At 64.4% G+C, this 22,249-nt stretch carries 31 protein-coding genes; 17 read left to right on the top strand and 14 right to left on the bottom strand.

The genetic code is table 11. The annotated features are described in order from the left end of the window. Nucleotides 1-15: 15 nt before the first annotated feature. From HPY32_RS45705 to HPY32_RS18640, 3 genes are all read right to left on the bottom strand, one after another. The gene (locus HPY32_RS45705) at nt 16-138 is read right to left on the bottom strand and encodes a hypothetical protein (protein WP_269456471.1); all 123 of its coding nucleotides are present in this window, start codon (nt 136-138) and stop codon (nt 16-18) included. 84 nt (nt 139-222) lie between these two features. Further along, a complete protein-coding gene (locus tag HPY32_RS18645) occupies nt 223-612 on the bottom strand; it encodes a hypothetical protein (RefSeq protein ID WP_156673973.1) in 390 nt (129 codons plus the stop codon). After that, nucleotides 596-1,309 (bottom strand): adenine nucleotide alpha hydrolase family protein, encoded by a 714-nt coding sequence (locus tag HPY32_RS18640; protein WP_082870692.1) that lies wholly within the window; start codon nt 1,307-1,309, stop codon nt 596-598. Before HPY32_RS18640 ends, HPY32_RS18645 begins: the two co-directional genes overlap by 17 nt. A gap of 621 nt (nt 1,310-1,930) precedes the next feature. On the opposite strand from HPY32_RS18640, the gene HPY32_RS43900 reads away from it, so the two are divergent. The 11 genes from HPY32_RS43900 to HPY32_RS18585 all read left to right on the top strand — a co-directional run bounded on the left by HPY32_RS43900 (nt 1,931) and on the right by HPY32_RS18585 (nt 8,362). After that, nucleotides 1,931-2,743, top strand: coding sequence for a hypothetical protein (locus tag HPY32_RS43900; protein ID WP_067579495.1), 813 nt, complete (start codon nt 1,931-1,933; stop codon nt 2,741-2,743). An 84-nt stretch (nt 2,744-2,827) separates the two neighbouring features. After that, nucleotides 2,828-3,559, top strand: a complete 732-nt coding sequence (locus HPY32_RS18630; RefSeq protein WP_067579497.1) for a DUF2786 domain-containing protein — start codon at nt 2,828-2,830, stop codon at nt 3,557-3,559. A 66-nt stretch (nt 3,560-3,625) separates the two neighbouring features. Beyond that, nucleotides 3,626-3,826 carry a hypothetical protein gene (locus HPY32_RS18625; protein WP_156673974.1) on the top strand — a complete coding sequence of 67 codons (201 nt, stop codon included), beginning with the start codon at nt 3,626-3,628 and terminating at the stop codon, nt 3,824-3,826. Continuing rightward, nucleotides 3,802-3,939, top strand: a complete 138-nt coding sequence (locus tag HPY32_RS18620; protein WP_156673975.1) for a hypothetical protein — start codon at nt 3,802-3,804, stop codon at nt 3,937-3,939. The genes HPY32_RS18625 and HPY32_RS18620 overlap by 25 nt, the downstream gene beginning before the upstream one ends. A gap of 71 nt (nt 3,940-4,010) precedes the next feature. Next, nucleotides 4,011-4,241, top strand: a complete 231-nt coding sequence (locus tag HPY32_RS18615; RefSeq protein WP_067579498.1) for a hypothetical protein — start codon at nt 4,011-4,013, stop codon at nt 4,239-4,241. After that, nucleotides 4,241-4,462, top strand: a complete 222-nt coding sequence (locus tag HPY32_RS18610; protein WP_067579500.1) for a hypothetical protein — start codon at nt 4,241-4,243, stop codon at nt 4,460-4,462. Before HPY32_RS18615 ends, HPY32_RS18610 begins: the two co-directional genes overlap by 1 nt. A 399-nt stretch (nt 4,463-4,861) precedes the next feature. After that, nucleotides 4,862-5,125: a hypothetical protein gene (locus HPY32_RS18605; RefSeq protein ID WP_067579502.1), complete on the top strand. Its 264-nt coding sequence runs from the start codon at nt 4,862-4,864 to the stop codon at nt 5,123-5,125. Nucleotides 5,126-5,986: 861 nt separating this feature from the next. Further along, nucleotides 5,987-6,373: a WDGH domain-containing protein gene (locus HPY32_RS18600; RefSeq protein ID WP_067579503.1), complete on the top strand. Its 387-nt coding sequence runs from the start codon at nt 5,987-5,989 to the stop codon at nt 6,371-6,373. Continuing rightward, entirely contained in the window at nt 6,370-7,134 is a 765-nt protein-coding gene (locus HPY32_RS18595; protein ID WP_067579505.1) for a hypothetical protein, read from the top strand. The genes HPY32_RS18600 and HPY32_RS18595 overlap by 4 nt, the downstream gene beginning before the upstream one ends. 539 nt (nt 7,135-7,673) lie before the next feature. Further along, a complete protein-coding gene (locus HPY32_RS18590) occupies nt 7,674-8,006 on the top strand; it encodes a hypothetical protein (protein ID WP_067579507.1) in 333 nt (110 codons plus the stop codon). Beyond that, nucleotides 8,003-8,362, top strand: coding sequence for a GNAT family N-acetyltransferase (locus HPY32_RS18585; protein WP_067579508.1), 360 nt, complete (start codon nt 8,003-8,005; stop codon nt 8,360-8,362). The genes HPY32_RS18590 and HPY32_RS18585 overlap by 4 nt, the downstream gene beginning before the upstream one ends. A gap of 140 nt (nt 8,363-8,502) precedes the next feature. Here HPY32_RS18585 and HPY32_RS18580 read toward each other — a convergent pair whose 3' ends face one another. From HPY32_RS18580 to HPY32_RS18565, 4 genes are all read right to left on the bottom strand, one after another. After that, a complete protein-coding gene (locus tag HPY32_RS18580) occupies nt 8,503-9,525 on the bottom strand; it encodes an LpqN/LpqT family lipoprotein (RefSeq protein ID WP_067579510.1) in 1,023 nt (340 codons plus the stop codon). Beyond that, a complete protein-coding gene (locus HPY32_RS18575; RefSeq protein ID WP_156673976.1) occupies nt 9,525-10,322 on the bottom strand; it encodes a hypothetical protein in 798 nt (265 codons plus the stop codon). Before HPY32_RS18575 ends, HPY32_RS18580 begins: the two co-directional genes overlap by 1 nt. Before the next feature lie 122 nt (nt 10,323-10,444). Then, nucleotides 10,445-11,509 (bottom strand): hypothetical protein, encoded by a 1,065-nt coding sequence (locus HPY32_RS18570; protein WP_067579514.1) that lies wholly within the window; start codon nt 11,507-11,509, stop codon nt 10,445-10,447. 6 nt (nt 11,510-11,515) lie between these two features. Next, nucleotides 11,516-11,884, bottom strand: a complete 369-nt coding sequence (locus HPY32_RS18565) for a hypothetical protein (RefSeq protein ID WP_067579516.1) — start codon at nt 11,882-11,884, stop codon at nt 11,516-11,518. A gap of 461 nt (nt 11,885-12,345) precedes the next feature. Here HPY32_RS18565 and HPY32_RS18560 point away from each other — a divergent pair, with 461 nt between their 5' ends. Genes HPY32_RS18560 through HPY32_RS18545 form a run of 4 tightly spaced genes read left to right on the top strand, consistent with a single transcriptional unit; the run spans nt 12,346 to nt 15,590 of the window. Next, a complete protein-coding gene (locus HPY32_RS18560; RefSeq protein WP_067584768.1) occupies nt 12,346-12,735 on the top strand; it encodes a hypothetical protein in 390 nt (129 codons plus the stop codon). Further along, the gene (locus HPY32_RS18555; protein ID WP_171982923.1) at nt 12,732-13,337 is read left to right on the top strand and encodes a DUF3558 domain-containing protein; all 606 of its coding nucleotides are present in this window, start codon (nt 12,732-12,734) and stop codon (nt 13,335-13,337) included. Before HPY32_RS18560 ends, HPY32_RS18555 begins: the two co-directional genes overlap by 4 nt. 18 nt (nt 13,338-13,355) lie before the next feature. Continuing rightward, entirely contained in the window at nt 13,356-14,825 is a 1,470-nt protein-coding gene (locus HPY32_RS18550) for a hypothetical protein (RefSeq protein ID WP_156673977.1), read from the top strand. After that, on the top strand, nt 14,826-15,590 hold the full coding sequence (locus HPY32_RS18545) for an ESX secretion-associated protein EspG (RefSeq protein ID WP_067579522.1): 765 nt from the start codon (nt 14,826-14,828) through the stop codon (nt 15,588-15,590). A gap of 49 nt (nt 15,591-15,639) precedes the next feature. Here HPY32_RS18545 and HPY32_RS18540 read toward each other — a convergent pair whose 3' ends face one another. The 5 genes from HPY32_RS18540 to HPY32_RS18520 all read right to left on the bottom strand — a co-directional run bounded on the left by HPY32_RS18540 (nt 15,640) and on the right by HPY32_RS18520 (nt 17,930). Beyond that, the gene (locus HPY32_RS18540; protein WP_067579524.1) at nt 15,640-15,882 is read right to left on the bottom strand and encodes a hypothetical protein; all 243 of its coding nucleotides are present in this window, start codon (nt 15,880-15,882) and stop codon (nt 15,640-15,642) included. A gap of 9 nt (nt 15,883-15,891) precedes the next feature. Continuing rightward, on the bottom strand, nt 15,892-16,062 hold the full coding sequence (locus HPY32_RS18535; protein ID WP_156673978.1) for a hypothetical protein: 171 nt from the start codon (nt 16,060-16,062) through the stop codon (nt 15,892-15,894). Nucleotides 16,063-16,397: 335 nt separating this feature from the next. Next, nucleotides 16,398-16,937 carry a hypothetical protein gene (locus HPY32_RS18530; RefSeq protein WP_067579525.1) on the bottom strand — a complete coding sequence of 180 codons (540 nt, stop codon included), beginning with the start codon at nt 16,935-16,937 and terminating at the stop codon, nt 16,398-16,400. A 41-nt stretch (nt 16,938-16,978) separates the two neighbouring features. After that, nucleotides 16,979-17,209, bottom strand: coding sequence for a hypothetical protein (locus HPY32_RS18525; protein WP_067579527.1), 231 nt, complete (start codon nt 17,207-17,209; stop codon nt 16,979-16,981). A 7-nt stretch (nt 17,210-17,216) separates the two neighbouring features. Beyond that, nucleotides 17,217-17,930 (bottom strand): hypothetical protein, encoded by a 714-nt coding sequence (locus HPY32_RS18520; protein ID WP_156673979.1) that lies wholly within the window; start codon nt 17,928-17,930, stop codon nt 17,217-17,219. Between the two features lie 238 nt (nt 17,931-18,168). Here HPY32_RS18520 and HPY32_RS18515 point away from each other — a divergent pair, with 238 nt between their 5' ends. Both HPY32_RS18515 and HPY32_RS18510 read left to right on the top strand, forming a co-directional pair. Next, nucleotides 18,169-19,362 carry a helix-turn-helix domain-containing protein gene (locus HPY32_RS18515; protein WP_067579531.1) on the top strand — a complete coding sequence of 398 codons (1,194 nt, stop codon included), beginning with the start codon at nt 18,169-18,171 and terminating at the stop codon, nt 19,360-19,362. 125 nt (nt 19,363-19,487) lie between these two features. Beyond that, complete coding sequence (locus HPY32_RS18510) at nt 19,488-20,135, top strand: NUDIX domain-containing protein (RefSeq protein WP_231951362.1); 648 nt, start codon at nt 19,488-19,490, stop codon at nt 20,133-20,135. A gap of 25 nt (nt 20,136-20,160) precedes the next feature. On the opposite strand, the gene HPY32_RS18505 is transcribed toward HPY32_RS18510, so the two are convergent. Then, nucleotides 20,161-21,375, bottom strand: a complete 1,215-nt coding sequence (locus HPY32_RS18505; RefSeq protein WP_082870694.1) for an acyl-CoA dehydrogenase family protein — start codon at nt 21,373-21,375, stop codon at nt 20,161-20,163. Further along, on the bottom strand, nt 21,372-22,172 hold the full coding sequence (locus tag HPY32_RS18500) for an LbetaH domain-containing protein (protein ID WP_197696349.1): 801 nt from the start codon (nt 22,170-22,172) through the stop codon (nt 21,372-21,374). Before HPY32_RS18500 ends, HPY32_RS18505 begins: the two co-directional genes overlap by 4 nt. Between the last annotated feature and the right edge of the window lie 77 nt (nt 22,173-22,249).

The raw sequence follows: 22,249 nt of genomic DNA, 5'->3' as shown, positions 1-22,249 counted from the left end.
GGCCAGCGGCGCGGATTACGAGCCGCTCAGGGATGCGCGGCCCGCGGCCGCGGCCTGGCGGCTGCCGCGCAGGCCGGTGGTGGACCGGTTGACGCGGCCCAGTCGGCGACCGGCGCCGGTGAAACGGTTGGCTGCCATGGGGTTTCCCTCCTTCCTGGATGCATGCGAACGCCCTCACCGGCGGCGGGCCGGTGAGGGCGATCAGAGAATGGCTCGGGTTGGTTACTCGCCGGAGTCGAGGTCGATGCCGAGGATGCGTGCGGCTTTTTCGCCGTCGATGTACTTGTCGCCGAGCTGCAGCAACCCGGCTTCGCGGAGGAACCTTTCCTTTTGGGCGCGGCTGCGGAAGCAGATCGCGAACCAGTACTCGGAGTCGTTCATGGCGGCGAATTTGGCCGCCCAGTCCTTGCTGGCCCCGGATAGCCCCTTGCCGAGCGCGTTGAGCATCGCTTTCGTGTCGCCTTCGAGGCTACCGGTGGACTCGTCGCGGACGTTCGCGAGCGGATCAGGGTGCGGTTGCCTGTTCAAGGCGGCCGTGACTTCCTCGCGGGAGGCTTGCATTTTCGCTCTGCCCGCTTTCAGAGCGTTTCGAGCCTCATCGGACAGCGGCATTCATCACCTCGGCGCGGAAGATCTCCAACTCTGCGAGTGGGAACCAGCGGAGAATTGTTTCGTAGTCGTCGGGATAGAAATCGCGGATCGGTCCGAGGTAGTCGTAGCGGATTCCGTCGAGGCTGCGGCCGAACATTTGATAATCCGGTCCCATGAGCCAGCCTTCACGCTTGATCCGAGCCCAGACTTCTTTCGTCGTCCAGTCCCATATCGGGGACTGGCGGCGGGTGCGGTTTTTCACCGGCCCCCACCGTTTGAACGCCATCATCCGCTGGGCGGAATCGGATGCTCGCACGCCATCAGCGATCCAGGTTCCTGGTGTGGCATATTCCTCCCGCATTAGAATGTCCCATTCTTCGCGGGTGGGTACCCACAGGTTGGCGGCTTCGATGATGGCGCATCGGTCCGGTGGCTGGAATACGAAGGCGTCGAGCATCCGCCAGAACGCATCTGCTGGCAGGTCGATGATGCGGGTGTCGAACCGCTGCTCGTAGCGGTCGAGGTCGTCTCGGACGAACTTCAGTCCGGGGACGATGGACTTGTGTATCGGGATGACGTCGATGCCGTGGGCTTCGAGCTCGAACCAGAGGGCGACGGAGTCCTTGCCGCGGGAGAAGTTGAGAATCACCGGATGGTCGGCTGCGGCGAGGGTTTCCAGCATTTCGGTCGACGACGGCATTCCGGGAATCGTGATCACGAGGGTTCTCCGGTACCTGAATGCGTGATGCCGGCCAGTGGCGCTCTTGATCGTGGCGAGTTGTGCATAGGCAATTGTCCTTCACTGTGCAGTGAAGCTTGCAGAGCCTCACTTCCCCACCATAGGGCACCTAGGGAAGGGTTAGAGTCCTGATTCCTGATGGTCCCATCTGGGTACTGAGAACCATCTACAGTACCCCCTGAATTTCCCTGTGAGCCTCTAGTTTCTTCTGAGGTTGAGGGAGTTTGGGTAAGTCATCTCAGGGGCTTGAAGACTGATTCTGAGGGAATTTCAAGAAAGGAGTTACCAACCACTTGACAACCAAGGCTGTGTGTTGTGTGATGGTTGTGAGGGGGTTGAATACCTTCCTCACCTTCAGCCACTTGGGTACCTGACTCTGACTGATTGCCAGGGTTGCCCCAACAATCCGCCTAATGGCACGGCGTACTCATATTGTCTTCTGGGTGAATCCTTTCCCTCGGGGGATGTCGCACACAGCCTTACCCACTGCGTGGCCCCTGTATGTCCTTTGAGAACTCCACAGTGTGATTGCCAGAACAGAGGAATTCTGTTCTTCCATTCTGCGGCGAAATCCGTCGCAGTAGTTCACTGGGAGAAATCATGTCCAACCGCAAGAAGTCCCGTGCCGTCGAGCCGAAGCCCGAAGCCGAAGCCGCCAAGCCGAACCCGTACTGCCAAACGTGCGGCACCCGGCTGGCTCCGGAAGAAGGCGACCCGTTCAAGGGGTCGGCCCTGCTGTACGACAACGACGACTTCGCGAATCTAATGGGTGCACTGTTCCTTTCCGGCTGGTGCTACGAGGTTCTGCAGCGCACTGCCGACGACGGCCGCCCTCGAGTGGTCGTCATCGGAACCCCAGTCGACGCAGGCGGAAACCGCCGCGACAACCGGCGGACTCTGTCGGCCACCTTCGAGCACATCCCCGGAACCGGCTGGGCCTGCATGGCCGAGATGACTGGCTACTTCCACCAGACCACCGGCGCGCTCCAAAACCGGACGCCCGATCAGCTCGTCACCTACATCGGCAACAACACTGCCGAATGGGTGCTGGCACCGATCGACGAACCGGAACCCGAGCCTGAGCAAAAGCCTAAGCGTAAGCGCGGCAAGACAATCAGCGAGCCCGAGCCCGAACCGGAGACCACCGTCAACGGTGAGGACCAGGCGCAGCCGGTGATCGACCCTGAGTCGAAGGGTTTGCCCGCCGGATCCACTCCTCCCGAGACCGAACCGGCCCCCGAAACGGAGGCCGAGCCGGAAACCGAGCCCGAACCGCAACCCGAGCCTGAGCCGGAGGCGGCCGACCCCGAGGTCACCGCCGAAGACGAAGCCGAGGTCGACAGTGAGATCCAGGACCCGGATCTGCTCGGCGAAGAAGTGATCGAGGAAGCACCCGAGACCGTAATGGCCTGACACGTCGAGCCGGACCGAGACAGCTGGAATCTGCCTCGGTCCGGCCCTGGTCAGCCTAATCGCACCAACCAGAGAGCACGAGGAATGGACAACACACAGGCAGACAACGGCGACGGCCTCGACAAGGACAAGCTCGCCGCACGAATCCGGAAACTGTTCAACCAAGCCAACGGCACCGACAACGAGGCCGAGGCGAAAACGTTCCGGGAGCGCGCATTCGAGCTGCTGGCCAAGTACGGCATGGCCGAAACCGACGTACAGACCGCAGGTCTGGGCGGCGGCGACGCGGGCCAGATCATCCGAATCCGCGTCAAGCTCCGCAGCCCGTACCGAGACCAGCGCATCCACCTGCTCGCCGGGATTGGTTACGCCCTGCACTCACGGGCCGTTCTCGAAGGTGACGGAGTGGTCGCCATCGTCGGCGTCCGGCGTCACGTCGAACGGATCAAATTCCTCAAGCCGTTGATCGAGTTGCAGATGATGAACGCCGCCGGGAACCACGTCCCCGACGATCCGTTCGACATCCGCGGCGTGCGAGAGGACCGCAAAGGCTTCATGCGCGGCTACGCCGACGAGGTCGCGGTCCGCATCGCCCAGACCGAACGCGAATCGGCGAAAGGCACCCCATACGAGGCGCTGCTCACCGAAGAGACCGCCCGAGTCGAGACCGCGTTCAAGAAGCTGTACCCGGTCACCGGCAAGTGGACAGCAGAACACGGGAACTCCGACGGCTACCGCGCCGGAGGAGCCCGCGCCCGCACCGCCGACATCGGACAGAACCGGATGGCCGGAGGCAGACAGCAACTAACTCGCTGACACCATGCCCCAGCTCGCTTCGCGGGCTGGGGCATTTCCACCCTCTTCCTAGCGTAAGGAGCACACGTGCCCTCCACTCAGCCCATCGAATTTTCCGACAACGAAGACTCCCGATTGACCATCGTGGAACTCGACGAATGCCTGTATCTCCGAATCCGACCACCGGACGACGCAGATTCCGCTGGATTCGGCTACGACCTCGACGAAGACCAAGCCGAAACCGTCATGGCCGCCATCGCAGCATGGCTGAAACAGCGACGTGGCTGACCACCGATCACCGACCCGACTGGGGCCTGCCGGACATGCGCGGCAGCACCGCCACCCGTCGGCTGGGGCCGGGCCGGTGGGAAGTCGAAGTCCGCTGGCCCATCCGGCACTGACGAACGAAGCCAATCACCGAACCGTAGCTCAGCTCACCCGGCTGGTGCCCCCACCTCGATCGAGAAACGATATGGACCGCAAAGAAACACCTGACCAACTGCTCAACATTCTACGAGACGTGACCCGTACCTGCATTCGTGCCACGACCGACGAGGACGAAGAGATCTACGTCGCCAGCAAAATTCCCGACTTGCTCTACACCATGTGGAAAGCGTTCCACGAGCTCGACAAGGCGCTGACCGTTGGCGAACCGCTCCCGGCAGCATGGCAGCGTGCTGGCCGAATTCCCCAGGCGCGCTGATGGATACCGACGACATGCTGCACAACCTACGCGTGTACGCCGAAGATGTGCTCCGCGAACACGATCAGCTGCTCGCAGCAAACGAACTACCTCAAGGCACGGCCGGGGCATTCGCTCGGCACGCCTACACACTCGCTCACGAATTCGCCGCCCTCGATATCGGACTCTGCGGCGGCAAGCCCATACCCCGAGCCTGGGGCAAAGCGCGAACATCCGAATAGGAGAACCCAGCCGACCTCGATCCCACGCGGGGAGATCGGCTGGGTTCCTCATTCCGGTCACACACACGGGGAAACTGCCGCGCTCAAGAAGAGGGTTGGCGGGCGCGCTGGCTGAGCGAATCCCACCCCGCGTCGCGGCCGGTGAGGGGTTGCCGTGGTGACCGAGCCGCACACCCCCGGACCATCCGGGGCAGACTGCGGCGACGCCGAGAGCGTAACCCCCACTGTCGGACAACTGCATAGCCGACCGACAACCCCTCACCCGCGCGCACGCGCGCATCACCACCCATTCCCCAGGGAAAGACCGTGCGCCGCACCCACAGTGGACTCGGTCTTCGCCGGTCCGTGTACATCACGGATCCAATCACCAACACACACGAGTAGGAAAGACACCTCAGCATGAGTGACGACCTCGACCCCTTGATGAACGCGAGCCCCGCCGACTTGGCTCGAACCGCGTTCATGGGCATCCTGATGGCCGGTATGGTCGCCGTAGGGCCCGAGTTCAAAGCTCCGGAGCCATTGCCCGGACTCAAAGCCGCCATCGTCGAGGCAACCGCCGCCACCATCAAGCTCGCTGCGATGCTCGGTGCGTCGCAGGGCGAGCTGGAGGATGCAATGAACAAGATCATCTGTAAATTCGTTGAAACCCAAGGGAAATGAGGTCGGACAGCGGATTAGAACCGACGACGCGAGCAAGCAGTTCGGCGATCACGACACCGGAATCGGCTACGCCGCTGCGGATGCGGCCGTGGCGCGGGCGCGCAGTGCGGCGCGATGGCAGGTGACGCACAGGCCGCGCGCCCCGTGGACTACGCATTCGGGTTCCTGCTTGGCTTTGGCGCGGGTCGTGAGCGGCCGCTGACACCTGCCGCAATGCGAGGGCCGCGCGGCTGGGGAGGCATGGCCGCGCGCCCGATAGACAGTGCTGTAGCAGCCGCGGCACAACCCGTGCGCCGCATGAGTTACCGCGTTCTTTCCAGCGAAGACGCGTTCGCAACGACGGCACGCCGAGTGGTCGTCTGGGACGGGTGTGCCGAGTAGGGCCAGCAACGCCACGCGGGTGGCATGGTCTCCGGAACAGGCGATCCCGGCCATGACGACACCGGCCGCGGGTTGCTGCTCGAGATCCCAGACGACGGTGCCGATCGTCAGTGCATCTCGCGCGCAAGCACGAAGACGCGGGCAGCGGGTTTTACAGGCGGCTATCGCTCGCTCGGTACGAGGCAGATGCTCCCAATTCGGAGCTTCGCCTGATTGGAGCCAGTCGATCGGGCGGTAAAAGCACGGTGGCTGCCGCGTTTCCTGATGAAACCCCATATCAGTGATTGTGCCGAGCGAGTCTGTCACCTGGCAAGAATTCGTCCTCGTCGGCCCCGGCGTGTGTGCCCCGTTTCACTCGCTGGGGTGCGGAATTCAATATTCCACTTCATCGGCGGGTGTCCGTCGACTATTCACTATCGCATCCGGCGGGGAAAGATCATCGACACTGCCCGCGCGAAATACTGGCAGAGGAGTCCGACATTGAGCGCTGAAACCGGGAAGATCTCGGATGGTTCGCACACGTTCGACGAACTGTACGAGTACCGGTGTCTCTACCACGCGTTCGCCGCCAACCGATGGGCGCAGACCGGCGACTACGAGGTCCACCGCAGCCGTTGTCATCACGACGGCGAACCCTGCGGCGACGGCGAATGGTTCATCGTTGTCGCGGAAACCCCCGAAGGCCAGGTCAACAACCACTACCCCCTCAAACACTGGGACCGCTTCTACCGGGTACCCGAGCGAGACCGCGCCGCTGAATGGGACGGGCACACCCCGGCGCAGGCAGCCGAGCGGCTGGCGAAAATCCTCGCCGCCGAAGCCGCCGCCTACACAGCCCGCACCTGCGCTGCGGAGCAGAGGTCGTGAGCGACAACGCGGGCGAGCCGCTGGTGTTCCTGGACGACGCCCAGCGCATCGAGGTGATGGTTCAGCTGGAGCGGATTCCGGCTCTCCTCCAGGAGCTGGACATCACGCTGACACGCCGGGCACGCTTCACACTGCCCGGTCAGGCCGGAAATCCCGCACGGGCAGGGCAGCATTTGCCGTTCCGTCTCGACGCCTCGCGCGCGATCGACGACCTCGATGTCGTGCTGCGCGTGTACACACACCGGCTCGCCAGTCATCTCAGCGGCACTTGGCCGCCCGAGGACACTGCCGATCGGGCGCGCTGGCTACAACAGGTGCTCCCCGACATCGCAGCCACCGTGCCCGCATTGGACGGGTTCGCCCAGGCTGTCACTACCGCCTACCAGCAGGCGATGCAGGTGATCGACCGGCCACCGGACCGGCTGCACCTCGGCACATGCGAAGGCTGCGGCGTCGGCCTGGACTGCGCACCCGGCGACGACATCGCCGAATGCCGGTGCGGTCTCCGAGTGCCGGTCGCGTCGCGGCGTGCAGAGCTGCTGCGCAGAGCGCATGGCAGGCACGGCAGCGCGGACTACTGGGCGCGGACGCTGCCCTGGTTCGCCGGAATCCAGATCACCGCCGCTGCGGTGGCGAAAGCCGGACAGCGAGGCAAGCTCGCTCGCTACAAGGTCGGCGGCCGATTCGTATACAAGCTCGGTGACATCCTGGACTGGCACGCCGCCCGACTGGCTCGGCTGGCCGGGACAGTCGATGGCTAGCCCGATCGCCGTCGCATACGCGGACTGCATCGACGTGCCCTGCCCGGAATGCCAAGCCCCGCAGAGGCAATGGTGCATGAACCCCATCAACCAACGTCCAAAAGCCATCGCGTGTCTCGCCCGCTACAAAGCGGCCGAAACACCCCGACCGCACTGAATAATCGAACTACCCACCTCCGTAGCGATTTCCGACCTCGGGATGTATTTCGGGAATGGATTGCATAAGTAAATTCCCTGTGTAAGATCACAGATGACCGGAAACGGAGTGGACGCCAACACTCACCGGTCATATCGAGAAGAAACCACGCAAGCACCGGGATTCCGGGAAACGTACAGCACGCGCATTTCCGGTATGCGATCTGCGCCATTCCGATGGTATTGCCGATCGAAACCGGGATATTCGAGCGACAGCGCCATCCGGTCGCAAATAGGCGACGTGAATCTCGGGTGACAATCGAATGAGAGGCCAACTGCATGAAAAAGGCGCTCAAACCTGACGATTTGTTGATCCTGCATGACGCAGGAAAGAAGCGGCAGAAATGACCAAGAACAATAACGTCCACACCGAACTCGTCGCCGAGGTCGAGAAACACAACACCGACGACCTCATCGAAACCCTCGGATTCTTCAACCGTTGGGGAAACCTGACCAACGCTCAGCGCCTGGCCCGCAGCATCCTGCATCGACTCGGCGTGCTGTGGGAAGCAGACGATGTCGCCTACGCCGTCATAGTCCCCACCCTCCGGGCACGCCACCCCGAGATCAACGCCGCATACAAAGCATGGAAGGGGGATAGCTCGACCCGAACCGCTGAAGAAGTAGTAATCGCTGCCGCTCGCGAACTCCCGACCGAACAGCGGCGGCGCCGGTGAGCGAACGCATGATGACGCCCGGATATCGATCGACGGTCTTCAGCTTCGAATCGAAGGCTCGCCAGTACGCATTCCGCGATACACCGGGCATCAACTACGAACGGCATGCCGAAGGCCCACTTGGTGCACACACTGTGATCGATTGCCTGCTGTGGCGGGATGAGGCCGGACTGCTGCGCGGCATCCTCAACTACTATCCGACCGACAGCCGATGGGAGCGGCAGGGTGCCGTGAACGTCTTCGTCGACCCGGACTGTAGGCGGAGAGGAATAGCAGCCGCACTCATTGTGGAAGCGCTGGCGCGCTGGCCGATTGATCTACAGCAGCAGAGATACAGCGCCGCAGGATGGCGCTGAGGGACAAGCTGGAACGGAGGAATCCCAACGCGCTATAACTATGCCACGCAGACGGTTACCTATGGATCGAGTCGCTCGATGCCAGCACGTCCAGTAAGACAACTGGTTGCGCCTCAAGACAAGTCGAGGCGCAACCGGTTTCAGGATTCGAACCAGCCAGTTCGGCGTTTGTATTCGTAGTATTCGTCAGGCTCCGTCCAATCTTCCGGCTGATACGGGTTGGTGGGCTGCGACGAGGTTGGCCGCGAACTGGCTGGTTCGCTGACCGCGATCGGGAATGCCGAATACCTTTGTGGCTGTGGAGGAATGTTGGGCGTTGTCGGAGCATTGACCGTCGGTGGTGCCCACTGGTCATCTGGTCCTGGTGCCTGTAGCGACTTCGGAGTGGCGGGTGGTGCGGGCGGAGGGCTGTTCACCGCTTGCCGGTAGGTGGTGGAGATGAGTTCGGCGAGTCCAGCTGGCCCGCGGGCGAATGCGACTGGGTCGATCCTCAGCGATTGCAGATGTCCCTGCGAATCGACCGACACAGCAACGCCGTCTATCTGTACGGTGCGGCCTGACATGGATTGGTCAGTAACAGTATTCGATTGAGCAGGGGTATTCCTGTGCGAGGCTGCTGTGGCGGATTGGTGTATCGCCAGCGCGTCGGCGATCAATTGTCCGGCGTGGCTGGTGTCAGCGCGTGTTGTGACGGTCAACTGGATCAGGTATCGATCCGCGTCTGTTCCGGTGATGATGTAGCGGGTGTCGGCCCAGAAGGTGAGTGTTTCGATGGTGTAGGTGCCGACGATCGCTGCGGACGGGTAGCCGTTGTAATCGCTTGTGTGGGCGCTGATTTCGTTCCAGCCGGGCATCCGGCGTGAGTCGGTGAACGCGCACCGCAACAGCGCGACGGTGTCTACCGGGCCGGAGAGTCGGCCGACGGCGACGACGGCGTTGTCGGCCCACTCTGCGGTGGGTGCGTCGGGTGGTAGTGCCCACACGCCGTAGGTGTGAGGCAGAACGTCTCGGGCGACTTTGCGCCAGCCGGGGGCGACGGCGAGGGAAACCACAGGGGCGCCGGGGGTTTCGGGTTGGACGGGTGTGCAGTCGACACCGACCGCGGACAGGTATTCGGTCACGCTCGGCAGGGGGTGCGCCGAGGTGCCGGTCGAGGTGGTCATCAGGTGGCTCCGGTGGCGGTGGCCTGGTGGGAGAGTTGGATTTGGGTGCTACGCGGTGGGGGAGCAAACCAGGACGGGGCATCGGGCTGGGCGAGCAGGACTCGCTGCTGTGGATGGGACAGCAGGTATCGCAGCAGGGCCAGCAACGTGTTCGACTCGCATCGCATCAGGTAGACCGGGACCGAGACGCGCTCGGTGGTGTCCCACAGCTTGTGCTGCACCGGCTCCCGAGTGTCCTTCAGCTGCATCCCGATGACGGCGTAGCCGCCGGTCTGCGCGGCACCCTGTACCTTGTCGGGTGCGATCGCGGCCATCTCGTCCCACGCGACGAACTGTTGCTTGCTGCGTCCGAGCAAGGGAAACCGCATGATCCGGCGGACCCCGTCGGGGTAGAGCTCGACGGTCACGGTGAAGTAGGCGATCAGGAAGATCAGGAAGAACACCGCGAGCAGCACGCCGATGACGAGCGCGAACGTCGCTCCGGCGGAGTTGTTCTTCGACAGCGGCAGCAGATCCGACCCGGACCCGGTCTTCCAATCCAGCCATGCCGCGATGCCGTAGCCAGCGCCGCCGCCGAGGATGAACAACAGCGGCAACGTGATCCGGCTGGCCCGCAACTCGACACCGCCGCCGTGGACATCGTCCACCGTGTGGCGCACGCCGGGCAGCCAGGTGTCGAGCAGCCCCGACATGCTCAGAATGGCCACGACAGCACCCGCGACCAGGACGACCGCCGCGACCGAACCGATCACCGTCACCGGGGTGGCGGTGTCGGCGACCGATACTGCCCATGCCACACCGATGACCGCCAACCCGGCCGCAACTATGGCGGGGACGATGCGCCCCGCCGCTGAGCCGCTGACCGGCCAGTGAGGAACCCACTCGACCGGGGGAAACGGTTGGTGTGGCTGTGGTGGGGTCACCATTCCCAGACTTTCTGAATGATCTTGGGTGTGAAGTAGGCGGTCAGTGCGCCGACTCCGGCGCCGACGACGAACCCGACCGCGGTTCCGACACCGGGGACAGCTGAGCCTGCTGCGGCACCGACGAGGGCGTCGGTCCCCGCGGCGGCGAGTGCTGTGGCCGCGGTGCCGGTGGCCATTCCCGCTGCGGTGCCGCCGCTTTCACTGACCACGGCCTCGGTGGGATTCATGCCGCCGTGGATGTCATCGGCGATGGCGGGGACCGTGCCGATCGCGTTGCCGATAATGCCGAACCGGCTCAGCCCGGAGGTGAGGCCCGAGGTCCAATGCCCGTCCTTGCCGTACTGTCCCCAGTTCTCCACCCACTTCAGCACTCCGGCATCACCTGCGTCCTTGGCCGCGCCTTCCAACCCCATGCGGGTGCCTTCAGTCATCGCTCCGGCGATCGTGGATGCGGTTGCGGCGGGGATGTCGGGTGCCCAGAACGAGGCGGGATTCGTCGCGATGGCATCGGAGACCGCTTTCGGGTCTTCCTTCTTGATCCGGGTGATCGCACCGGCTTCCAGCGCCAGCGCGGCCGCCGGTGCCATCCGGTCGATTTCGGTGTTGGCGTCGGCGATCTTCTGCCCCCACTTCGCGTCCGCGGCGAGCAGGGTCGTCGCCAGGCCGGGCAGGCGGGCCAGCTGGACTCCGGCATCGGAGTCGGGGTCGGCGATGTTGTGCACGCTCCAGTCGTCGCCGACGGTCACCGGTGGCTTCACATAGTTCTGGAAGATCGTCTTGATCTCCGAGAGCGGGTGGTCCATCTCGTTGTGCGCGCCGGTGCAGGCGTCGGCGAGATCGTCGTAGGCGGTGGCGACCGCCCGCATCTCGGTCTGTTCCTTATCGGCTTTGCCCTGCGCGGCGTCTTTGGCCTGTCCGGTCCAGGTGAACCCGTCGTGGATCGTGGTTTGCATGGTCGCGGCGGCCTTGACGATCGCGTCGGCGAGACCGGACGCGTTTGCCGCGACCGTCGTCAGACCCGAAAGATCCCAGGCCAGTACTTCTTTCGGCGTGGACATACCCGTCTACTTCCCGGTGTTGTGGCCGGTCGGTCGCGCCGGTGGCATCGGCTTGGGAGCGGGCTTGTGCGGGTCTCCGTTATTGAGATCCCCCACCGTGACCAGCCGCTGCGCCGCATCTTCATCACTGCCGTGGAACGTATTCGCCGACTGGGCAAGCAGCGCAGCGAATTCGTTGAATCGTGCCTTCAGCACATCCTTCGCTGTTGTCGTCACCGAATCGGAACCACCGAGATGTGTCCCGACGATCGAGCCTTTCAATGCCTTCGACACCGGATCGGCTCCCAAATTCGGTGCCTTATCGATATCTTGCGGAAGCAACGCCAGCACCGCAGCCGCTTCACGCAGACTGTCGGGATTCACCTCGAGCGGCATGACCGCGATCCCCCTTCTGTCGTCTTCACCGACCGTACGGCACCGCGAGCCACCGCTCCGCGACACCGACTGGCCCGCACGAGAGCTGTCCAAGCCACCGCAGCATAGCCCACCCACACCTATGATCACGGGCCCTCGCACGTCCTTAACAGGCAACGGAAAGAAAGGCGATCGACCCGCCAGCGAGGCAGCACTCGGCACGTCGTGACCGGACGTCCGCCGCCGGACACTGCGGGGCGCACGGTACGACGAGACGCTCGACGCGGTACCTGGGTCTGGGACCGAGTTCGCCAAGGTCGGTCTGGGAGAACAGATGCCGCCCGCGGCGACGTGGACCGTCTCGGTTGTCGTGCCCGGGTGCTCGACAGCGTTGGCTGCTTCCAACGAACCATCGCTCTGACCTGCGGGTGGTAGCCTCCTTGCCAGGACATAATCACAAGGGGGCAGCAGTGGTACAGACGGTGAATATCGACTACGGCCAAGCCGAGATCGCTGCCTTCAAGGCCGGTGCGCAGAGCGGGAAGATCACGTTCGACCCCCACGTTGTCGACGAGTTGGTCGGGCTGTATGACCACCTCATCGACAGCTTGAAAGAGGAACTCACGCGTATCCAGTCTGTCCTGAGCGTGACCGGCTTCGGAGGCTTCCCGTCGACACAGCAACTCGCCGCCGGATTCAATCGCAAAGCGCATGAATATGCCTCCACGTTGACCCAATTCATCGAGGGCGCGATCAGGATGCAAGAAGCCTTCTTGATCTCGGGTGGAAAGTTCAAGGACGCCGAGGCCAAGAACGCGCAAGCAATCCAATACGCTGGACAGGCCACCGGAACGGAGAAGTCCTCATCGTGAGAACCGCGTTGACGATCGTGCTCGCTGGCGTGAGCGCTCTCGCGTTGACCGCCTGCGGATCCAGTACACCGGCGACAGAGGCCACGACAGCACCGGCAACGAGCACGCCGCCGAGTATCGCCGTTTCGGTCCCGGCGCCGCCTGCTCAGAAAAACAGAACCGGTCGCCCCGCAGTCACGTTCGACCCGTGCACGGGAATCGGGGATGCCGAGATCCAGAAGCTGGGCTTCGATCCCTCGACCCGGAAGCGCGACGATCTCGCCGCCGACACCTACACCTTCCTGGGCTGCAACTTCGGCCAGAAGAACGCAGAGGGCTGGAACACGAGAACGCTGGAAATCAAGGCAAGCAACCTCACCCTCCAGGACTTTCGCACCCGCCCGACCGAGTCGCTGACCAATACGACGATCGCCGGTCGCGACGCGGTCACCTATCTCCTCGCGGGGTCGGCCGTGTCCGGCACCTGCTTCCTGGCCATGGACTCCCCGGTCGGCGTGATCAACCTCCAGCTCGACCTGAACTTGGCCCGTGTTGTAGGCAAACCCTGCGACGAGATACCGGCTCTTGCAACAACCCTTCAGCAGGACCTTCCGAAGCAATAGAACACAGGGGGCGCACCGATGACCGATCCGGGCTCACAGAATCCGCCCGTCGGGAACGTGTTGTTCAGCGGTGTCGTCGACGCGGTCCGGCAGAAAGCGGTGACGTCCCAGGACAACGTCCGCAAGCAGGACCAGGAACTCGGACGCGCCGACGTCGACGCCCCCTATGTGAACGCTCCGGAACCTCCACCGGAGACCATGACCCACCAACAGATCTACCAGGCGGCCAGCAGCATCGATAAGTCTGCTCTGTGGGATCTGGTGACCAACTGGGCCAAGACGTCGACCACCATGGCGAGTATCTTCCAGCTGCATCGCATGGGTGTTGGCCGTGTGCTGGAAGGCCGGTGGGAAGGTGCGTCGGGGGAAGCCGCGCACCTGGCGGCGATGAAGCTCGCTGACGCGGGCGAGCGCATGGGCCATGTCGCCGAATCGGTCGGCTTTCGCCTGGACTCGATGTACAACGCGGCCACCGCGTTCGCCGCCGCCGTGCCACCGCCGCCCGCCCCGAGCGCCCCCAATCCCGACAACCCCGCCGAGTCGGTGCTGCCGAACCTCACCAGCGGGGCCAAGGACCGTGCCGACAACGACGCCGCGACCGCCGCCCGCAAGATAGCCATCGACGCGGTCAATCGGATCTACCTGCCGCTGTGCCCACCCGCCGGGAACAACGTCCCGACCTTCACACCCCCACCCACCATCGGCGGCGGAGACGGCGGCACCACCGGCGGTGGAACCGCAACCCCGCCAGGCGGTTCCGGTGTGGGCGCGGGCACTGGCGGGAGTTCGTCTTCGGGAGATTCAGCGCAGCCGAGCCACCAGGATGCTCAGCAGGAGCAGCAGACGGCTCCGGCCGGTTCCGATCCCGCAGCCACGGCCCCGGCTGCTACCGGTGGGAACGGGCCAGCTGCGCCGCAGAGCGGATCCGGTCCGGCTGGGTCGGGGCAACCGGGGATGGGTGGTGCGGCGACGACTCCTGCGGGTGTCAGCGCGACCGGGCTGGGTGGCCCAGCGGGTGTCGGTTATGGCGTCGGTGGCGGTTACCCGAGCATAGGTGGCCGTGGAACGTACGGGCCGGGCTCGGGGACAAGCGGGCCGGGAACATCGAGGCCGGGTATGCCGGAGCCAGGAGTCTCAGGGGGGCAAGGTGTTACGGCGGCGGCGCGTGCTGCGGGGGTGGGGCCTGCCGGGTCGACGGGCTCGATGCCGCCCGGCGCGCACGGCAAACGCAAGGACGAAGACATCGACCGGACCAAGCCCCTTCCCGACTACCTGAAACGGGTGCAGCCCGAACTGGCCGACCTACCTCCGGCGCCGACCGGGGCGATCGGCGGCGACTACGCCACCTGGCAGTCCCCGGATTCGGCCTCCCCGCCGCAGCAAACTACCCCCGCCGCAACCGATCCCAAGCCCAGCACCGGTGTGCCGGTCAGATACGACGATCCCACTCCAGATTCAGTGCACCCTCCGCAGGAGACGGGGCGCTGAGTGCGGACGCAGACCGTATGGGACTTTACCCCGGACGAATTCGCGTGGGTATGGGCGGAGACTGGGTTAGCAGGGGAGTACCCATATCCGATCAGCCTCATCGAAACACCCGCTCCCCCTGACGAATACGCACATCGTCGAGCGGAGATCAGTGCCCGGTACCCGCATCGCAGCGACCCGGATCTGACCTGGCCGCTGCGTGCGCTGGCGAATCCGGATCTGCGCCTGACCTGCACCGGCAAATTCCACGACTCCCCGAAGCGGGTGCGGTCGCTGGCCGCCGCACACGCCGACCTCGGCGTGATTCTGTTTCAAAAGTCTGGTCCCACACCAGAGTTCGGCGGTGATATTAAGCTCGTGGTGACTCATCGTCAGCATCTCGGCAGGCATCTGGCCGCGACGATGCCGTCCGCCACGCCCGGAGCTGCCGGGCAGATGATCGGCTACACCCCGCGCGTGCGCGGCCACCAGCCGCCCTCGTCGTGGCGAACAGGAGACGACGGTCGCCAGCCCGTCGAGGAACGCATCCGACTGCTGTTACGTGCCCCACGAACCGCGGAAGGGCACCTGTGCATCGAGCGCTATCTGCACGACCGCAACCCGGCGCCCCAGGTCTATCTGAACTGGATCGACATCCGCCAGGGCCACTCCGCGGCCGGCCGGTACCTGATCGCGGTGGACGACAATGACACCTTCGTCACCCCGGCCTCCGAAGAGACGATCGCATCGGGGCTGCATCAGCAGGCAAAACTGCATCAGCTCTGAAACCTCGACGACCGCAACGATTTCCGAACGATAGGGCTTTGCTGCCCCGTTACCGCAGACAGTCGGGTAGGTCGTCGACCCAGACGGGGTCGGCGGTCGGGTCGTCGGTGGCGCGTTGCCACAGCAGCGTGTGCGGTGGGCACGAGTCGGGATGCAACCGGTACCCGGCGCGCTCGGCGGCAGCGACCATCTTGGCCACCCACTCGGTGATCTGTGGATCGTCCACTGGTGGACCGTCGACGCTACGGTCCGCGCTCTGTTCGGGTTCGTTGTCGTGATGGTCGGATTCCATTGCGTTGTTTCACCTTTGGTAGTGGCTGAGGTCGGTGTGGCGGTCTTGGCCGAAGCTGCAATCGAGGGTGTGGATGTGGGTGCGGTAGAGGTGCCGGGCGGTTGCGGTGATGAGTCCGCAGATCATCGCGCCGACGAGGGTGTAGAAGGGCAGGATCATGAGTCGGAGGATCGCGGTCATCTCGGGGTACTCCTTGTGGGCGGATAGCGAAGCGGCTGGGTGTCGATGACTCGTCTGGTGTTGTTCTGGTGGGCGTCTCCGGTCGCTGTCTTTTTCGATATCGTTGTGTAGCAGCGTTTTTCGTGCGCTGTGCTGAGCCGACTCGGGCAACAGGCGATCGTGCTCGCAGATCTCTTTGGAGGCTTCGATCACGTCCTTGACGGTGTCGATGCCGCGCCAGTACCCGAAGATGCGGTAGCCGACCAGATGGCCGCCCGCCGCGAGGTCGGGAAGGTGGGATCCTCGTGGCCACCCTTGTCTGGCAACAGGTCCACAATGCCGGGATTTCTGGGATATCAAGCGTTGTCCGGGGCCAAACGCTCACCTCCCGCCGTGGGGGTCTGCGGCTGCCGGGGCAGTGTGAGTTCGCCGGAGTACAACTGGGCGCAGAGCCGGTTGTAGCCGTCGCAGGTGTCGTGAAGATGCTTGTCGGGATCGCGGACACCGGTGACCTTCTTGCCGTAGCTGATCAGCACGTTGTGAACGATCGCCGAAATCCATTCCCCTGGTTGATAGGCGAGAACACGCGCGTCCGGTGCCGGGGTGATGTGGGCGACTCGCCGGGCGGCGACCGCGTTGACCTCGCGAGTGAGCCGCAGCATGGTGATGGTCGCGGCGGCCAGCTTGTCGGTAGTCGCGCGGATCTGGTCGGCGGTCATCGACACTTCGGGGTGCTTCAGCGTCTCCAGGGCCATGGCTCGATCGTGATGCGGCCGGAAGAACTGCCCGACAGCGATCAGGATCGGGTCGGTGCTGCTGGTTCCGCCGAGGGCGTCGAGCACTGCCACCGAGTTCGGCAGCAGTGGCTGATCGGGTGTTTCAGATTGCTCGCTCACATGATCCTCTTGAGTTGAGAAGTGTTGAGGGCCAGTCGATGTCAGGCTTGTAGCGCGTGGGTCCAATAGTCGTGGCGCACGGCGTTCCACAGCGTTTCCCACTCCGGACACAGCTCCCGTGCCAGGGCGAGATCCGGATAGCTGGGGAACCGCACGACCAGGCCACCGTCGAACGTGTTCCGGACGGCCACGATCCCGATCCGGCGGCGCGCGAGGATCTTCCACTCCGCGCACAGTCCGTCGGCCTCGGTCCGATGGCTGGTATCGCACATGCCCGGTTCACCTCCTGGGGCGCGGGCTGCTCACTTGCGTTGTGCTGAGGCGGCTCGCGAGGCTCCAGGGGTCGGCGTCCGGATCGGCAAGCGCGTCCAGGACCTTCAACAATTGGCCGATGCTCACGTCGACCGATAGCGGGAGCTCGCCCGCACGAGCCGGGAACCGCAGATCGCGAGCGGCTGCACGCTCGCGCGGGCTCACCGCCGGGGGAACGAGTTTCCCCGCGCGGACCAGGCAACTCAGTGCCGCCGCTTTCCGCGGGCATTCGACGGCTCGGCACGAGAGGTGTTGCTGCATGATCCGCTGCGCCCCAGCGATAGTCAGGGGGATTTCGGGAAACCAGTGAGCGGGATTGATCACCGCCGAGTCTGCGGCGGCCCACGTCTCGGCCGGTTCCACTGTTTCCAGGTCACACACCACGGTCACCCGTCCGGGCGCGTAATCGACGGTAGCCAGGTCGTAGGCGATCACCGCGTCCGCGTGGACGCCACGTGCGATGGCGAGCGCGAACCCGACCGGGTCGTCTCTATCCTGTGGCGGGCGCACGGTGTACAGGTAGCGGTAGCCCAAAGCCTCTGCGTGACGGCGCATCTCGGACACCCGCCGAGGCGAGTCAAGTCCGGAGATATCGGGCCGATCCACACCGATCGCTTTGGGCCGACCGCCCCGGTCGGTCGTGGAGATCTCCTGTTCGCGAGATCCGAATTCCTCAGTCACCCCGTCTGTCCTCCCTGCTCATCGAACTTGTGGGCACCCACCGCCGAGGACGCTTCGCCGATGCCGAGCTGTCAGACCGGGTCGGCCAACGTGCCGGGGAGGGGCGTGGTATCAACCCGGCGGCGGGGCTGGTCAGAACGTAGGCCCGAACCTGTAAGAACTAGTAGGACGCTCTGTCCTACTTTGTGACGCAAATCTCGGTACGCTCGAAGAGGTTGGGGAACAGCGAAGGGCCACCATGAACCAGGAAACGATTGGCGATCGCATCAAGCGATTCCGCGGCAGCGCCTTCACTCAGAAGGAGCTGGCCGAGGCTGCCGAACTCTCGGTCGATCTCGTCCGCAAGCTCGAGCAAAACCAGAAATTGAGCTGTTCGATCAAGACGCTTCACAAGCTCGCGCGGGCGCTGGACATCGACGTTGCCGAGCTTGTAGGTAAGCGCTCAGGTATCCCGTCCGGTGATCTCGACGCCGGTGTGGTCGCCATCCGTCAGGCGCTTTCACCTGTTGATGACCTGGTCGGGGACATCGACGAAGCGGAGCCTCTCAGCTTGGAAGAGGCCCAGAAAGACGTTACCTACGCATGGGGTTCGTACTGGAGTGGACGCTACGAGAAGCTTTCGGCGATTCTGCCGCCGGGAATCACCCGGCTTCGCGCAACGGCCCGCCACGTGAGCATCGACCAGGTACCGAAGGCGAATGAGCTGTACGCCTGGATGTTGTGGGTATCAGCGTGCACCCTGGTTCATCTCGGCCAGACCGACCCCGCATGGATCGCGATCCGCCAAGCACACGAGGCAGCCCAGAAGGGCAACGACCCGTTCCTTGAGGCGACCCTACGCGGCAGCGTCGGGTGGCAGCTACTGGTCCAAGGCCGCTACGAGGAGTCACGTCGCGTCGTGCTGAAAGCCGCCAGTGACCTCGCGCCGCAAGGCGATGTGCCACAGCAGCATCTCGCCGTTCACGGCAGTCTGATCTTGCAGGGCGCCACGGCGGCCGGACGTGATCAGCGGGTGTCGGAGGCGCTGGATCTGGCGCAGGAAGCCAGCGAGATCGCTTCGCGCCTGGGCATCGACACGAACTGGTACGAGTGCAATTTCGGGCCGTCCCAGGTGGTTATGCAGACAACCGACATCAACGTGTCGACCGAGCGGTACCCCGAAGCCCTCGAGGTGGCAAAGACGATGCCGAATCGTGGGGCTGGCTTGACCCAGGTATCGAGGGCACGGCATTTACTCGACCAAGCGGCGGCAGCTGCGCGATCGGAGCAGTATCAGCGTGCGCTCGATCTGCTGCTCACTGCCGAACAAGTGGGCGGTAAAGACTGGGTTCGCTACCAGACACTACTGAAGTCGGTGGTCAGCGAGTTGCTGGCACACGATCGCCAGAACCCGTTGCGGGACTTCGCTCATCGCGTCGGAGTCTCCGCCTAGCAGAACGGCCCAACAGCGCCGGAGCCGTCCCGGGAAGCTGGGGCGGCTATCGCTGTTCCAGAGTATTGACTCGTTGCTCCTCGGCCTTGGCCAGTTGCAGCATGTAGGCCCGCAGGACGCGATGTATGGATGTGCTCGTGGTGCTCGATTTCGGCTGCGGCACGCTGTACAGCCTTACTACCAGAAGCTTTGCTGCCGAGGGAGGTCAGCGAAAGTGTTCCGGTGTTCAGTGCGCTGTTGGTAGGTTCGCGGGTATGTCGCTGGTAGGTGCGTCGAGTTCGCCCGAATCCGGTGTCCTGCCTGTGGAGCAGTACGTGGCGCGGCTGGACAAGAAGCGGATGGCTGCGGGAATGCTGATCCGCGATGATCGGCGCCGGGTTCTTTTGGTCGAGCCGTCCTACAAACCGAACTGGGAGATTCCGGGCGGTGCGGTCGAGAAGGACGAATCACCCTGGGCAACGGTGAAACGCGAAGTGGCCGAAGAACTCGGGCTGGACCTGCCGGTGGGGCGGCTGTTGGTGGTCGACTACGTCCGTCCCCAGGATTCGCGTCCCGAAGGGGTCATCTTCGTTTTCGACGGTGGCGTCCTGACGGAGACGGATGTGGCCAAGATGGTGCTCGCCGAGGGCGAGATCGAATCGGCTGGCTTCTACAGCCTCGACCAGGCCGAGACCAGGGTGAAGCCGCTGCTCGCCGACCGTCTCACCACCGCGTTGCTCGCAGTCGAACATGGTGGCCCGGTCCTGTGTGAACAGGGGCGGCCCGTCGGATGATGACGGGCCGCCCCTAGGCGCTGCCTTATGCCGTTGCAGGCAACTGGTGGAGGCTGTCGTGCGCGAGTGTGGCGGGGGTGGAGCGGGTTGTGTGCTGGCGTCCGGCCGCGCGGTAGAGGCTGTCGTGTATGCCGTCGGCGTACTGCAGTCCGGTGAGGTCTCGTCGGATCTTCGCTACTTGACCGTCCGCCCGGAATCCCGAGGCACCGAGCAACAGAACCAGTTCAGCGACTATCCGGTCAGCGGCGTCGATGCCATGAGCCTTCATCTCCGCTGACCATCGCTCGGTGTGGGAGTCGCCGAGCTCGGCAAGCCGCGCCGACAGCGTCGCGCCCAGCAGCGCGGTCGTGAGACAGGCGTGGGCTTTGCCGACCGAGATCAATGCTGAATCCCGCAACCTCGATATCTCGCCCCTGGCTTGTCGGACCCCGAGAGCTTCGACCACCGTGTCGAACACGGCCGCGGCGGCCCCCAAGGCTGTGGCCAGCACCAGCGGCCGATACTCAGCGAAATGCTCACGCAGCAGGACCATCCCGTCACCGGTCAGAACATCGTCCGGAAGGACCGGTACCCGATGGAAATCCAGGACGCCCCAACTCCATCCGGCCAGCCCGGATGGCGCGACGACCTCCCTATGCATGCCTGGCTGGGTCGCATCGATCGCGGCGGCAGCGAGGCTGCCGTCCGGGGTACGAAAGAACACCACGAACACCGCGGCCTCAGTCAATCGGCTGATCCAGATCTTGCGACCACTGATCAACCATGCCCCATCGCACCGAGCCGCCACCGCCGTCCGCGTTGCAGCGGGGCACGAGCCGCCATGTGGTTCGGTAACAGCGATCCCGCACAGTTCGCCCGCCAACAATCTCGGGAGCCAACGCTGCCGCAGAACCGAGCCGCCGTGACGTGCAATGAGCGCGCCGTGCCCAAGTCCGGTAGCGTCGCGTAGGTCGATGTCGCGGTACCCGCACATCCATTGCGCCACAACCGAAAAGACCGCAGGCTGACCAGTGGTATCGAGCAGCCCTCGCTGTGCGAGCTTGAGCCGGATTGCGAGTAGTCGACGGCTGCGCTGTGGCCCGGCAGGCACATCCGCGTCGATACGATGAACGGCTAACAGCCGGTCCAGCTCGGTCGAGAGCGCCTGTAAGCGTCCCCAGTCGAGCCGGTTGTCCGGGTCGAGCAGGGGGCGAAGGGGTGTCGTCCATGTGCCGACTGCCTCCCACAGTGGCGTGGTCATCGCGGCCCCCCGTGGATGCGGGCGGGGTGACCGTAAGCCAGCGCGCCGGGTGGGATGTCGTGAGTAACCAGCGCGCCAGCCCCGACCAGAGCGTGCGCGCCGATTGTGACACCGGCCGCGATCACCGAGCCGCTACCGACCTTGGCGCCGGTCTCGAAGCGCGGCGGGATCAGCGTCGGCGCACGGTCGGGGTCGCGCCAGGTGAGCGTCTTGTCGTTGATGGTGCGAACTCCGGCACCGAGGAAAACCCCGTCGGCAACTACGGTCGAACTGGTGATGTGTGAGCCTGGCGAGCAGCGCACCCCTCGGCCGATGTGGGTGGCGCGTTCGATGCTCAGGTGATGTCCCAGTTGGGTGTTCGCGCCGACGTGCACCGCGCTGCGTAGCAGCGTCTGGTGCCCGACCACGGTCTCTGCTCCGATGCGGACCCCGGCGTACACGATCGCTCCGGCACGCAGAACCGCGCCAGCGCCGATCACGGTTTCGCCCCCGATCCCCGAATAGGTGCCTCCGACTGCGTATCCGAGTTCGGGTTGGCCGACCACCACGCGGTCCTCGACCCGCGCATGCTCCAGAAGCGTTGTGCCACCGTGTACGACAGCGAACGGACCGATCATCGCGCCGTGGCCGACGATGACCGGACGGACCTCGCCGGTTTCATCGATCGCCACGAAGATCGCGAATCTGCTGATACGCGCTCCCTCCTCGGCGTACAGGAGACCGGCACGGTCGAGTTCGGCGACGGTCATCTCCCGCTCGCCGGTCACGGTCGGTGGTGAAAAGATAGAGAGTGTCATCGTGTGCCTCCCACCGCGGCAGGGACGGAAAACTGCCACGGCACCCCATCAGGACACGGGATCACCAGCCCGAAGAC

Origin of the sequence: Nocardia terpenica (genome assembly GCF_013186535.1) — a bacterium.
GTDB classification, from domain to species: Bacteria; Actinomycetota; Actinomycetes; order Mycobacteriales; family Mycobacteriaceae; genus Nocardia; species Nocardia terpenica.
The sequence above is the reverse complement of the archived record's forward strand: the minus strand, read 5'-3'. Positions and strand labels throughout refer to the sequence as shown.

Bases quoted from the DNA above. Each gene is read 5' to 3' on its own strand.
- HPY32_RS45705 (WP_269456471.1), bottom strand. From the start codon at position 138: ATGGCAGCCAACCGTTTCACCGGCGCCGGTCGCCGACTGGGCCGCGTC.
- HPY32_RS18645 (WP_156673973.1), bottom strand. From the start codon at position 612: ATGCCGCTGTCCGATGAGGCTCGAAACGCTCTGAAAGCGGGCAGAGCG.
- HPY32_RS43900 (WP_067579495.1), top strand. From the start codon at position 1,931: ATGTCCAACCGCAAGAAGTCCCGTGCCGTCGAGCCGAAGCCCGAAGCC.
- HPY32_RS18630 (WP_067579497.1), top strand. From the start codon at position 2,828: ATGGACAACACACAGGCAGACAACGGCGACGGCCTCGACAAGGACAAG.
- HPY32_RS18620 (WP_156673975.1), top strand. From the start codon at position 3,802: ATGGCTGAAACAGCGACGTGGCTGACCACCGATCACCGACCCGACTGG.
- HPY32_RS18615 (WP_067579498.1), top strand. From the start codon at position 4,011: ATGGACCGCAAAGAAACACCTGACCAACTGCTCAACATTCTACGAGAC.
- HPY32_RS18610 (WP_067579500.1), top strand. From the start codon at position 4,241: ATGGATACCGACGACATGCTGCACAACCTACGCGTGTACGCCGAAGAT.
- HPY32_RS18605 (WP_067579502.1), top strand. From the start codon at position 4,862: ATGAGTGACGACCTCGACCCCTTGATGAACGCGAGCCCCGCCGACTTG.
- HPY32_RS18590 (WP_067579507.1), top strand. From the start codon at position 7,674: ATGACCAAGAACAATAACGTCCACACCGAACTCGTCGCCGAGGTCGAG.
- HPY32_RS18580 (WP_067579510.1), bottom strand. From the start codon at position 9,525: ATGACCACCTCGACCGGCACCTCGGCGCACCCCCTGCCGAGCGTGACC.
- HPY32_RS18570 (WP_067579514.1), bottom strand. From the start codon at position 11,509: ATGTCCACGCCGAAAGAAGTACTGGCCTGGGATCTTTCGGGTCTGACG.
- HPY32_RS18565 (WP_067579516.1), bottom strand. From the start codon at position 11,884: ATGCCGCTCGAGGTGAATCCCGACAGTCTGCGTGAAGCGGCTGCGGTG.
- HPY32_RS18550 (WP_156673977.1), top strand. From the start codon at position 13,356: ATGACCGATCCGGGCTCACAGAATCCGCCCGTCGGGAACGTGTTGTTC.
- HPY32_RS18540 (WP_067579524.1), bottom strand. From the start codon at position 15,882: ATGGAATCCGACCATCACGACAACGAACCCGAACAGAGCGCGGACCGT.
- HPY32_RS18535 (WP_156673978.1), bottom strand. From the start codon at position 16,062: ATGACCGCGATCCTCCGACTCATGATCCTGCCCTTCTACACCCTCGTC.
- HPY32_RS18525 (WP_067579527.1), bottom strand. From the start codon at position 17,209: ATGTGCGATACCAGCCATCGGACCGAGGCCGACGGACTGTGCGCGGAG.
- HPY32_RS18515 (WP_067579531.1), top strand. From the start codon at position 18,169: ATGAACCAGGAAACGATTGGCGATCGCATCAAGCGATTCCGCGGCAGC.
- HPY32_RS18510 (WP_231951362.1), top strand. From the start codon at position 19,488: ATGGATGTGCTCGTGGTGCTCGATTTCGGCTGCGGCACGCTGTACAGC.
- HPY32_RS18505 (WP_082870694.1), bottom strand. From the start codon at position 21,375: ATGACCACGCCACTGTGGGAGGCAGTCGGCACATGGACGACACCCCTT.
- HPY32_RS18500 (WP_197696349.1), bottom strand. From the start codon at position 22,172: ATGACACTCTCTATCTTTTCACCACCGACCGTGACCGGCGAGCGGGAG.